An 11,895-nucleotide genomic window follows, 5' to 3' on the forward strand; every position below is an offset into this window, starting at 1 on the left:
ATCATACTATTATATAAATTGCATTATTTTAGGACCAAAAATAAGTATTCCGACTACAACGGATATCAGCGCCGTCACGAGGACAACACCAGCTGCAATATCCTTTATTTCCTTTATTCTTTCATCATAACCCGGCTGAATAAAATCCATGACCCGCTCAATGACACTGTTTATCATTTCAGTGATAAGCACTAAACCAATGGTTAATAAAATAACCGCCCATTCGATGAGAGAAAGATGGAAAAAGAAGCCTGCTGCAACTACAATCGTCATAGCGGCAAGATGCAGCTGGAAATTCGACTCCTTTTTCACCACCGTTTTCAGCCCTGCCCAAGCATAACGGAATCCAACAACTCTTTTCTTATCTTTCAATGCCAAATGCACCTAAAATTTCGTCTTGTCTCTGAAACATTTCCTTCTCATCTTCTGCATTCATATGATCGTACCCAAGCAGGTGTAAGAATCCATGTAACGCTAAAAAGGCCAGCTCTCTCTCAAAGCTGTGATTGTATTCTTCCGCTTGCTCTTTGGCTTTATCTATCGAAATAATAATATCTCCCAGTACAACCGGCAGCCCTTCGCCAACAATTTCAAGTTCTTCGTCTTCCATTTCCTGCATTGCAAATGAAATAACATCCGTCGGTTTATCTTTATCCCGATAATCTCTGTTGATTACTTGAATTTGTTCATTATCCACAAAGCTGATTGAAATTTCCGCTTCAGCAGCTGTTTTTTCTTCTTTTCCGGCAAAGGTCAGCAGCTTTTCGACAAGCGCTCTATGTTCATCAGACACAGCATTGGTTTCATCCTGAAAATCAATAAGCATTATTTATCCCCTTCCTTCTTCGGATACTGAATTCTAGAATGGAAAATTCCTTTCAAAGAATCACAAACCGTATGTTGAATGATTTTTAACTCTTTTAATGTTAAAGGACTGTTATCTAATTGTCCATCTGAAATTTTGCCATTGATAATCGATGACACAATGGAATCAATCGTCTCCGGTGTCGGTTCCTGCAAGGAACGGACTGCCGGCTCGACAGAATCACAAATACAGACAATCGCCGTTTCCTTTGTTTCCGGCTTCGGCCCGGGATATCTGAAATCTGCTTCCTCTGTTTCCGAATTCAGCTCCTTTGCTTTCATATAGAAGAATTGCACTAAAGAATTCGAATGATGCTGCTTCGCAATATCAATGATTTCCTTAGGCATTTTATGCGCCTTTAACAAATTTGCTCCATCAGTTGTATGGCGGATAATAATATCTGCGCTTTCCTTAGGCGGCAATTTATCATGTGGATTTTTATTTGGCATCTGATTTTCAATGAAAAAGGCCGGCCGCACAGTTTTGCCAATATCATGATAGTAAGCGCCCACCCGTGCCAGCAAACCATTTGCTCCCACCGCTTCACAGGCAGTCTCACTAATGTTGGCTACCATTACCGAATGATGATACGTTCCCGGCGCTTCCACCAGCAGCCGTTTTAACAGCGGCTGATTAGGATTAGATAATTGCAGGAGTTTCATATCTGTCAATATACCTAAAAAGCTTTCGAACAACGGCAATAATCCAATTGCCAAAATAGCTGAAAGGCAAGCTGCAACTATCCCTAAACCAAGGTATAAAAAGACATCGAACCACGTATATTTTTCAAAGGACAGGAATAGAAATAAGATAATGACAGCAGAATGAATTAAAATCAGTCCAATCGCTGTTTTTAAAATAACAAGGCGTTCACTTAATTTCTTCATTAACACAATTGCGGCGAGCTGAGAAAAAAGGAAATAGATAGCCGCTTCGACGTGCAGCATTCCGGCAATATAACTGTTAAACATAAATGCTGCTAAAATTGCATATAAGATACTGAGACGTACTGCTGAACGATCGCCGATTAATACTTTTAATAAAATAGCAATAGCTGCAATAGGTGTTACCAAATAGAGTGCATTTGACTGGTCAAAGAAATAACTTTGGATTTTCATAACAAAAATAGCCAGTGCACTTAACAGGGAAACAGCTACAATCGGCAGAAGGTTCCATTTCTTATCTTTTGCAATTTGCAGACATTCCATCCCGAAAAAGTATGCAATTATCGCTGCCAGAAATCCCAACGCCAGAATTGGGTAAATATTGCCCTCCTGTGATAATACGCCTACCAGCTCCAGCTGCTCGTAGATTTCATTTGTAATGGTCTGGCCTTCGCGAACAATGGTTTCACCAGCACGAATAACAACAGGATCCACAAGTGTTGCGGCGTCCTTCTTCTCTTGAGCCGTTGCCTCATAGTCAAAGAAAGCATTTTCTACGACCGCAAATTCTGCTAACTCCATTAAATCTTCCTGTAAACCTTCATTCATTTCCGAATAAGCTAAATCACGCTCTATATTGGTAATTCCAGATTGAATATTCTCTGCTCTGATACCTTGCTCTAATACGCTTTCCAAACTCTCGGAAAATACTGCCCCCGCTTCTTCCAAGTCCTCTTCCGGCTGCTGCAGCAAGGAAATCAGCACATCTTCCGAAATTTCTGAACGAATTTCTTCCGATAGTAACGCTCTTAATTCAACTGCTTCTTCTTCATATACCTCTTCTAAAGCTCCTTCATCATGTTCCGCAATGATGGTTAATACAGCGTCAAAAATTTCGTTTACATAATTTAATCGCTCCTCTGTCACCTCTTCGGAAATGCTGTACCGATCAGGAACGGCATTGACTGCTTCCCTGATTCGCTGATCCGTTTCTTGCTTATTTTCAATCGTTATCGGGGAACGTATTGTCTCTTCAGAAACAGCAAAACGCTGAATATCATATGTATCTGTACGTACATTATCTAATAACGTCAGAAAAACAAGTACTCCTATAATAAGAGCCGGGACAATCGCAATAAAGTATTTTCGATTATTTTTAAAAAAAGGAAGTATTTTCTTCCATCTTTTTTTCAACACCTTCACCTCCTCTTTTTATTTTACCACTTCCATCCAACGGATTGGGATGAAATTATCTAAAATTAAGTGAATTCCTTGATCATAGCAAAACAACAAAGTCACATACTGTTCACCTGATATTTTTACTTAATTTTCCATCATTAGCTCTAAAAAGCCTTTGAAAAACTTTGTCCATATGCAGCATGGATATCTAAACGTTAATCAGAGATTAATTTTATGATGAACAACAAGGATGAGACATTCTTTTGTCTCACCCTTCGTTCTCACTTTCTGTTTCGTAAGCATTTATTATTTTTTGAACGAGTGGGTGGCGCACTACGTCAGCAGCCTGCAAATGAACAAAGGCTAAGCCTTCGATTGGGCTAAGCATCCGCTCAGCAACCCTTAATCCGGATACAATACCTTTCGGGAGGTCTACTTGTGTCATATCTCCCGTTATAATCATTTTCGAGCCAAACCCTAAGCGCGTCAGAAACATTTTCATTTGAGCCGGTGTTGTATTCTGGGCTTCATCCAAAATAACAAAAGCATCGTCTAAGGTTCTGCCCCGCATATAGGCCAACGGCGCAATTTCAATCGTTTCCCTTTCAATTAAACGAGCTGTATGCTCTGTGCCTAATACATCATGCAAAGCATCGTACAATGGCCTCAAATAAGGATCTACCTTTTCCTTTAAATCACCTGGCAAAAATCCTAGGCTTTCGCCTGCTTCCACGGCAGGTCTGGTTAAAATAATTTTTTTCACCAGTCCGTTCTTCATCGCATGAACGGCCATCACCACAGCCAGGTACGTTTTTCCTGTTCCGGCCGGGCCTATGCCAAAGACAAGATCCTTTGACTTGATTGCCTGGACATATTGTTTCTGTCCAAGTGTTTTTACACGAATGGACTTTCCTTTATAGTTCTTTGTAATTTCATCTTCAAATAACGTTTCAAACTGTTTTATCTTACCTTTTTTCGCCAAGTCTACAGCATAGACAACATCCCGTTCCGAAACTGTCTGTCCTTTCCGGATAACGCTTAAAATAGTCAGCAGAATCTCTTGTACTAACTGCACTGCTTGATTCTCTCCAGAAACGCGGATGGATTCGCCTCTGGATATAATGTCTACATCAAGTAAAGCTTCCAGCTGTTTTAAATGTTTATCATTTGTACCAAATAAAGCAAGTGCTTCATTGGCACCTTCTAATTGTAAATCAATATCCACTAAGTTTTCGGGCATAATCAGTCTCCTTGAATAATAAGTTCTTCTTTTACAATATTTTCTTCTACCGAAAGATATAAGACTAATTCAACTTTACCATGCTCTATATGTTCATGTAAAATTTTTTCCGATAATACCGTCGCTTCTGGCCCCAGCTCATTTAATAATTGTATTTTAGCCTGCTCCACCCCTGCCTTAATTGCTTCCTCATTGGATCGCTCTTCATCTGTTTTTTCTGTCTCACTAATTTCACTGGAAACATAAGAGAAAGGAAGCTCCCATTTTAAAAAATGAATGGGCTGTTCTTTCCGCTCCTCTTGTGAATGGGAATAATCGGGGTTTTTAAATCCCCAAAATGGAAGCTGTACATCACCAAAACGCAAATAATGCTTCGTTTTCTGATTTCCTGTTATCTCTTCTGTCTGGTATTGAAGCGGCACAGTGACATGAACTTCATACCACGTATTTGCCAACACCTCTGCTTCTGCAGCAATTGGTTTGTCCGGGTCTTCTTCCGTTTCTGTATTATCTTCTCCTTCCTCCGTATTTAAATTACCAGACACTAATATTTTCCCCGGAACCACGTAATCATTCACACTAACTTCAGCTCGTCCTCTAGAAACATACATATTAGTGATAACACCTTTTTTCGTTGCCACTAAATCTCTTGGTTCTCCAGGAGGGATTTCCTCCACAATCGTTTTTTCAACAGCCTCCAGTTGCAATGAGGTCCCTTGAAGCTGAACGCCTGTCCAGAGCAGCTCCGGAACTTCATTTAAGAGCTGCCGTTGGATATCTTTTGGAGTAGCAAGAGAGAATAACCAGACACCGGGATACACTCCAAACGCCTCCAGCTCTGTTTCTATTTTTTCTTCAATTTCTTTTGGCACGCCAGTGATATGAACAGACCATAATAAATTAGACAAAATGAAAAAAAATAAAAAACCAGTAAAAATACCAGCAAGTAAGAATTTTTTTCGGCTGAGCCTCGAAAGAAAAAAAGGAAAGCCTTTTTGACCGGCAAAGGAAACTTTATACAAAGAGTTTCTCCTTAACTTTCTTAAGGCTCCCAAATCTTTAAACATAATTGTAGCCTCACAGCACGCAGCATCTATTTTTTTTACATCCCAAATAGGGATGCCCTTGCTGGCACATTTTTGCAGAAATAATTCCGGTTTGACACCTTTCACACGAACAGTAACGTAAGCACGTATCGACGGCGGATTTTGTTTTTTCATTTCAACCTCCCATTGCTTATCTGCTATCCTGAACTTTACATAAAATCATGCTGCGCTTATCAAAAGACGTTTTCTAAAAAGGAAGTTTCCATCAGTTTTGTAAATATGGAAGCATCAATCTTCTTTTTCACCTTCATGATTTAAAAAAATTACCTCAGAAATCGTTCCCTCCAGCATAATTTCTTTTGGAAGCATCATTTTAAGCACAAAGGAATGTCCTTTAATGCTTACAAACCCATTTGTTACCTTTAGTTTAAGCTCTTCATTTGTATACAGTGCTAAGCCTTGATGATTTTCAATATAAAAATGCAAATGTCCAATGATAGTTATGCGCGGCATTTCCATAACAACATCGGATGGAAGAGAGAATTGCTCCATTAAAAGCGAACGGATTCTTTGTTGCCATTTTTTCAATGATGATCCCCCCTCATTGATACATATGTAAATAATGCTTTGAACAGAACTAGATACGAGGAAAAACAAAGAAACACCTTAACCAGCATAACAATGCCGATTAAGGTGTTTGATATTTCCTTTTATTTTCTTCTTTGCACGATACTTCTATACGGCTGTTTCGCACGCGGCGGTCCTAAGACTTCTGCCATAATAATACCGTTGACTAATCCTTTTCCATCAAGATTTCCAGAAACACGCTTCTTCATTTCGTTCTTTCCTGGGCTATCTGCTTCATCCTTGCGATCCACAATCAAGTCTTTGAAATTTTGCTTTGCGTCTTCCACATCTTCTTGAGAGGAGGTTTGATAGCGATTTGTCATCCGCTCCATCTGTTTTCTCTGCTGCTCTTCAATACCTCCAGCAGAAATATCCGGACGTGCTCCCTCTCTGTAGACTTGACGCTCGGCACGAGGCTGCTCTCTTTTTCTTTGTGTCTGCTGCCTCGTTCTCATTTCTTGCGGGGAACGCTGCTGTCTTTGTCTTGACGGCGCCTGTTTATTTGGAGGTCTAGACTGCTCTTTTTTCTGTTCTTCCTGTTTCTTTTTAGAATCCCCCAGAAATGCAACTATTCCAGAAATAATGATAATAATAAGAAACAGATTTTCAAATATCCAGTCCATATGCCCCCTCCTTTATTTTCATTTTAATTACTTATTTTGGTCGTCATCCTTATTATCTGTAGAAAGCTTACCAATGGAATCACGCATATCTGTATCAGCATCAATATTTTGATAGTTCATATAATCCATGACACCCATTTTGCCTGAACGCAATGCTTCTGCTAATGCAAGCGGTACATCTGCTTCGGCTTCTACTACTTTCGCGCGCATTTCCTGTACGCGGGCAAGCATTTCTTGTTCTTGTGCTACCGCCATTGCACGGCGTTCTTCCGCCTTCGCTTGAGCAATATTCTTATCTGCTTCAGCCTGGTCAGTTTGCAGGATTGCCCCAATGTTCTTACCGATGTCCACATCAGCAATATCAATGGATAAAATTTCGAAAGCAGTTCCAGAATCAAGACCTTTACTTAATACAGTTTGAGAAATCATGTCTGGATTTTCTAAAACTTCTGTATGTGCATTAGAGCTACCAATGGTACTTACAACCCCTTCACCGACACGGGCGATGATTGTTTCTTCACCTGCACCACCGACTAAGCGGTCAATATTGGCACGCACGGTAATTCTGGCTAATGCCTTTACTTCGATGCCGTCCATTGCAATACCGGCAATAAATGGTGTTTCAATTACTTTCGGGTTTACACTCATTTGTACCGCTTCTAATACATCACGGCCCGCTAAGTCAATCGCAGCTGCACGTTCAAATAATAAATCAATATTTGCCCGCTGTGCTGCGATAAGTGCATTTACTACTCTGTCTACATTACCGCCTGCCAGATAGTGGCTTTCCAGCTGGTTGGTTTTCACATTCATCCCGGCTTTATGCGCTTTGATAAGCGGATTAATAACACGGTTTGGCACTACCCGGCGCAAACGCATACCGATAAGTGTAAAGATACTGATTTTTACTCCGGCTGCCAAGGCACTAATCCATAGCGCAACTGGTACAAAAGTAAATAAAATAGCTAAAGCAATAACGATGACCGCAATAATAATAAGCGGCATTAAAATATTTTCGTCCATGCTGATTCCTCCTGATTTAAAAAATAATTATTTCACTTCCCTAACAACGACACGAACACCTTCTACACGAATTACTTTCACTTTCTTACCCTTGTCAACAAAAGTGCCGTCTGACACGACATCAATTGTTTCATCATTTAGTTCTACCAGTCCAGAGGGGCGCAGCGCTGTTAATGAGTTTCCTTCAAGTCCGACAAGTTCTAAACGGTTTACTGAGGATACATAACCATCTTCTGTTGCTGTACTGTCTCTTAAAACAATATGGCGAAAAACCCCTTTATCCATACCTATTCTTCTAAATAAGATAATAGCAAGAATCACAGCAATCAAAAAGGCAATCCCTATGCTCATTGACATGTGGACCATATCATACCCTGACATGAATAAGGAACCGATCACCGCAGCTATTCCCAGCACTCCCAGAATCCCGCCGGTTACAAAGAATTCTGCTACAATCAGACCAATACCGATAATAAGAAGCAGCAGCGCCTCCATGCCTGCTAATCCGGCAACAACATGCCCATAAAAGAATAATACTAAGGATACCAGTCCTAATATTCCCGGCACGCCAAAACCTGGAGAGTACAGTTCTACAATCAAACCGATACTGGCAACAGATAATAAAATAGGAATAACAACCGGATGCGTTAAAAACCTCGCCAGTTCTTCTGCCATCGAAGTTTCTGTTTCTACAACCGTTGCTTCAGACAGATTAAGCTCTTCCAGAAGTTCAGCACGGTTAGAAACAATTCCTTCTGCATATCCAACTTCAACTGCTTCTCTCGGGCCGAGTGTCAGGAACTGTCCTTCAGGAGCTCCATACTCCGGTAAATCAATACTGTTATCAGCCATTGCCGCAGCATAAATAGGATCTCTGTCATTTGATTCTGCAGCACTTCTCATTTGCGCAAGCCAGGCAGATTGTGCTTTCTCATCTGCTGCTGTTCCATCTTGATTAATAATCCCGCTCGCTCCCATGGTTGCATGCGGATTAAAATAAATATTATCAGAGAACAACGCAATATAAGATCCGGCAGATAATGCTTCATTGACAATATAAGCCGTTGTCGGGACAGTTATACTTTGGATATGCGAACCAATTTGTCCGGCAGAGTCAACACGGCCGCCAGGCGTATCGATTTCAAAAATAATATGATCTGCCCCGCTTTCCATCGCCTCTGTGGTAGCCCGGTCAATAAATGCTTCCAGGCCTCTTTCCACTTCCCGTTCAATTGGAACAATATAAACTGTTTCACCTTCACCCTGCTCAGCCTCTGTCTGCGTTCCAGTAAATATGGATACGATGGTTAAAACTGTTACAAACAATATGTATACAGCTAACCGCTTACGATGTCTTTTCAACTTGAGTCACCCCCTCCTCCTGCACCTTATCTATATTTACGAAAGTAATCCCTAAAAGGTTTCATTTTTCGTGGATGGGTATACTTTGATAGTACCATATCTCCTCAGGTTAGAGAAAGCTTCATCTAAGTTTGACAAGTTGAATGATTCTTTCATTTTTCCTTCGTTTCACTGCGGCCATTGGTTTTCTGGACAAATTAAAAAACCAACCCCGATTTAGGGTTGGTTTTCTTTATCGCAATTGCTGCTCTACTATTTGTTTAATTTTGGCACCGTCTGCCTGTCCTTTAACCTTAGGCATCACGGAGCCCATTACTTTCCCCATATCTTTCATGGAGCCAGCATCAACTTCTTTTATTGTTTCCTGAATGATCGATGTTAATTCTTCATCTGAAAGCTGTTTTGGTAAATACTGCTCCAGTATTTCCAATTCTTTTTCGGTCTTTTCAACCAAATCTTCTCTTCCAGCATTTTTAAATTCTTGGAGGGAATCTTTTCTCTGTTTAACTTCTCTCGAAAGAATAGTTAATTCTTCGTCCTCAGATAGAGTATCTTTTCCAAGCTTAATCGATTCATTCTGAATAGAAGCTTTTACCATGCGAATAACGCTCAGGGTTTCTTTATCTTTGTTCTTCATCGCCTGCTTCATATCTTGATTTAATCGATCAAGTAGCGTCATACGTCACACCTTCTTTAGAATTTACGTTTTCTAGCAGCCTCTGATTTCTTCTTACGGCGTACACTAGGTTTTTCATAGTGTTCACGTTTACGATATTCTTGTAATGTACCACTTTTTGATACACTACGCTTAAAGCGACGAAGAGCATCCTCAAGAGACTCGTTTTTACGAACGCGAGTTGTATTTGACATGCTAATTTCCCTCCCTCCGAAGCACAAAACCATTTTTAATGCGAGCATGAACATACTTTCATGCCTTTTTAAATTATAATATAATCCCGCTAAGCGGTCAATGGTTATTTATTAATAATCTGAAGTTCCTTCTTTACCAGAGACAATCTCTACTCCGGCGCTTGCACCGATGCGTGTTGCTCCAGCTTCAATCATCGCTTCCGTTGTTTCCAGATCTCGGATTCCCCCAGATGCTTTTACTCCCATCTCCGGTCCGACAGTTTCGCGCATTAATCTGATATCTTCCACGGTTGCGCCGCCGCCAGAGAATCCTGTCGAGGTCTTTACAAAATCTGCTCCAGCTTCTTTTGCTAATTGACAGGCTAATACTTTTTCCTCGTCTGTTAATAGAGCTGTCTCTATAATGACCTTCGTTAAAGCTTTGTTTTTTGCGGTATCTACAACTGCTTTTATATCTGCTTTCACCAATGCTTCGTTGCCAGCCTTCAGTTCTCCGACATTAATAACCATATCTACTTCTGTTGCTCCATTTTCGATGGCCTCTCTCGTTTCATAAACCTTTGTCTTTGTCGTCGTAGCTCCTAAAGGAAAGCCAATGACTGTACATACCTTCACTGGGGAATCCTTTAGTTCACTCACGCAATAAACAACCCAATGCGGATTAACACAAACAGATGCAAACCTATTTTCTTTTGCCTCTTCGACAATTTTTGCAATTTGACTTTTTGTCGAGTCAGGTTTTAATAATGTGTGGTCAATATAAGATGCTAAATTCATGATTGTTATCTCCTTTTATGCGTTTTTTTCTGCAACATGTGTCGCGTGATCCATCACACGTACGAAAACACCTTTATTCACAGGATATCCAGACTCTATTATCTTCACTTTAACAATTTTACCAATCAAATCAGCTGAGCCTTCAAATTGCACTTTCATATAGTTATCTGTATAACCGATAAGCTGATTATCTTCCTGTTCACTTGCATGCTCTTCCGGAATGACTTCCAGCACTTCGTCTTGATATTTGGAAGCATATTCTTTTGCAAGCTGATCCGATAATGTAATCAATTCATGCACACGTCTTTCTTTTACTTCATCTTCCACCTGGTTGTCCATTCTTGCTGCCGGCGTGCCGGTTCTTCTGGAGAATGGGAATACATGAAGCTCCGAATAACCGATTTCTTTAATGAAATCACAGGTCTCTTGGAATTCTTCCTCTGTTTCTCCAGGGAATCCGACAATAACATCCGATGTAATAGCAAGTCCAGGCAATGCTTTTTGTATCTTTTTCACTTTCTGACGGTAAAAGTCCGTGGAATACTTACGGCGCATTCTGGCCAATACCGGGTCAGAACCAGATTGCAGCGGAATATGCAGGTGACGGACGATTTTTTTACTTCTGTCCAGCACACGTATAACCTCGTCTGTAATTTGACTCGCTTCAATCGAACTGATACGGATACGTTCTAATCCTTCTACCTGCTCCAGTTCTTCCAGCAGCATCGCAAAATTATAGTCTTTTAAATCTTCTCCGTATCCTGCTGTATGTATTCCGGTAAGTACAAGCTCTTTATATCCTGCTTCTACTAATTTATTTGCCTGCGCAATAACATTTTCAGGATCTCGGGAACGAAGCAGCCCTCTTGACCATGGAATAATACAAAACGTACAGAAATTATTACATCCTTCTTGGATTTTGAGTGATGCCCGTGTACGGTCTGTGAATACTGGAACATCCATTTCCTCAAACACACGGTTTTTCATAATGTTCGACACGCCGTTAACAGGTCCCTTTGTTTTTTCATGCTCTTCAATATATGCGAAGATGTTTTTACGCTCCTGTGTGCCGACAACCACGTCTACTCCGGGAATCTCCATGATTTCACCAGGAGAAGTCTGTGCATAGCAGCCTGTTACGCAAACGACTGCGTCAGGGTTCTTTCGGATGGCACGACGGATGGTCTGCCTGCTTTTTTTATCCCCTGTATTGGTAACTGTGCATGTATTAATAACATACACATCTGCATCATGATCAAAGTCTACTCGCTCATAGCCCTGCTCTTTAAACATTCTCCAGATGCCCTCGGTCTCGTAGTGATTTACTTTACAGCCAAGCGTATGGAAGCTCACTGTTTTTGGCAATTTTTCAGCCATTTATATATCATCCTTTCATTTC

13 protein-coding genes are annotated in these 11,895 nt (G+C 40.6%); all 13 read right to left on the minus strand.

What is annotated here, in order from left to right; genetic code table 11:
• Nucleotides 1-9: 9 nt before the first annotated feature.
• Nucleotides 10-372: a diacylglycerol kinase family protein gene (locus BN997_RS19730; protein ID WP_042534824.1), complete on the minus strand. Its 363-nt coding sequence runs from the start codon at nt 370-372 to the stop codon at nt 10-12.
• The gene (gene ybeY / locus BN997_RS19735; RefSeq protein ID WP_042534826.1) at nt 362-826 is read right to left on the minus strand and encodes an rRNA maturation RNase YbeY; all 465 of its coding nucleotides are present in this window, start codon (nt 824-826) and stop codon (nt 362-364) included. The genes BN997_RS19730 and ybeY overlap by 11 nt, the downstream gene beginning before the upstream one ends.
• Complete coding sequence (locus BN997_RS19740; RefSeq protein WP_052485091.1) at nt 826-2,943, minus strand: HD family phosphohydrolase; 2,118 nt, start codon at nt 2,941-2,943, stop codon at nt 826-828. Before BN997_RS19740 ends, ybeY begins: the two co-directional genes overlap by 1 nt.
• 253 nt (nt 2,944-3,196) lie before the next feature.
• Nucleotides 3,197-4,168 (minus strand): PhoH family protein, encoded by a 972-nt coding sequence (locus BN997_RS19745; RefSeq protein WP_042534828.1) that lies wholly within the window; start codon nt 4,166-4,168, stop codon nt 3,197-3,199.
• Between the two features lie 2 nt (nt 4,169-4,170).
• Nucleotides 4,171-5,388 carry a sporulation protein YqfD gene (gene yqfD / locus BN997_RS19750; RefSeq protein ID WP_042534830.1) on the minus strand — a complete coding sequence of 406 codons (1,218 nt, stop codon included), beginning with the start codon at nt 5,386-5,388 and terminating at the stop codon, nt 4,171-4,173.
• A 114-nt stretch (nt 5,389-5,502) separates the two neighbouring features.
• Complete coding sequence (yqfC, locus tag BN997_RS19755) at nt 5,503-5,802, minus strand: sporulation protein YqfC (RefSeq protein ID WP_084612996.1); 300 nt, start codon at nt 5,800-5,802, stop codon at nt 5,503-5,505.
• 122 nt (nt 5,803-5,924) lie between these two features.
• Complete coding sequence (locus tag BN997_RS19760) at nt 5,925-6,464, minus strand: hypothetical protein (RefSeq protein ID WP_042534832.1); 540 nt, start codon at nt 6,462-6,464, stop codon at nt 5,925-5,927.
• Nucleotides 6,465-6,491: 27 nt separating this feature from the next.
• Nucleotides 6,492-7,487, minus strand: coding sequence for a flotillin-like protein FloA (gene floA / locus BN997_RS19765; protein ID WP_040980627.1), 996 nt, complete (start codon nt 7,485-7,487; stop codon nt 6,492-6,494).
• A gap of 27 nt (nt 7,488-7,514) precedes the next feature.
• Complete coding sequence (locus tag BN997_RS19770) at nt 7,515-8,849, minus strand: NfeD family protein (RefSeq protein ID WP_052485092.1); 1,335 nt, start codon at nt 8,847-8,849, stop codon at nt 7,515-7,517.
• Nucleotides 8,850-9,081: 232 nt separating this feature from the next.
• On the minus strand, nt 9,082-9,528 hold the full coding sequence (locus BN997_RS19775) for a GatB/YqeY domain-containing protein (protein WP_042534834.1): 447 nt from the start codon (nt 9,526-9,528) through the stop codon (nt 9,082-9,084).
• A 14-nt stretch (nt 9,529-9,542) separates the two neighbouring features.
• The gene (rpsU, locus tag BN997_RS19780) at nt 9,543-9,719 is read right to left on the minus strand and encodes a 30S ribosomal protein S21 (protein WP_019377991.1); all 177 of its coding nucleotides are present in this window, start codon (nt 9,717-9,719) and stop codon (nt 9,543-9,545) included.
• Nucleotides 9,720-9,830: 111 nt separating this feature from the next.
• Complete coding sequence (deoC, locus tag BN997_RS19785) at nt 9,831-10,496, minus strand: deoxyribose-phosphate aldolase (protein WP_042534836.1); 666 nt, start codon at nt 10,494-10,496, stop codon at nt 9,831-9,833.
• Between the two features lie 15 nt (nt 10,497-10,511).
• Entirely contained in the window at nt 10,512-11,873 is a 1,362-nt protein-coding gene (mtaB, locus tag BN997_RS19790) for a tRNA (N(6)-L-threonylcarbamoyladenosine(37)-C(2))-methylthiotransferase MtaB (protein WP_042534838.1), read from the minus strand.
• Between the last annotated feature and the right edge of the window lie 22 nt (nt 11,874-11,895).

This window comes from Oceanobacillus oncorhynchi, assembly GCF_000821065.1.
Lineage (GTDB): Bacteria > Bacillota > Bacilli > Bacillales > Amphibacillaceae > Oceanobacillus > Oceanobacillus oncorhynchi.

Coding starts and splice junctions, on each gene's coding strand:
- deoC (WP_042534836.1), bottom strand. CDS start 10,496: ATGAATTTAGCATCTTATATTGACCACACATTATTAAAACCTGACTCG.
- floA (WP_040980627.1), bottom strand. CDS start 7,487: ATGGACGAAAATATTTTAATGCCGCTTATTATTATTGCGGTCATCGTT.
- yqfD (WP_042534830.1), bottom strand. CDS start 5,388: ATGAAAAAACAAAATCCGCCGTCGATACGTGCTTACGTTACTGTTCGT.
- BN997_RS19775 (WP_042534834.1), bottom strand. CDS start 9,528: ATGACGCTACTTGATCGATTAAATCAAGATATGAAGCAGGCGATGAAG.
- BN997_RS19745 (WP_042534828.1), bottom strand. CDS start 4,168: ATGCCCGAAAACTTAGTGGATATTGATTTACAATTAGAAGGTGCCAAT.
- mtaB (WP_042534838.1), bottom strand. CDS start 11,873: ATGGCTGAAAAATTGCCAAAAACAGTGAGCTTCCATACGCTTGGCTGT.
- rpsU (WP_019377991.1), bottom strand. CDS start 9,719: ATGTCAAATACAACTCGCGTTCGTAAAAACGAGTCTCTTGAGGATGCT.
- BN997_RS19760 (WP_042534832.1), bottom strand. CDS start 6,464: ATGGACTGGATATTTGAAAATCTGTTTCTTATTATTATCATTATTTCT.
- ybeY (WP_042534826.1), bottom strand. CDS start 826: ATGCTTATTGATTTTCAGGATGAAACCAATGCTGTGTCTGATGAACAT.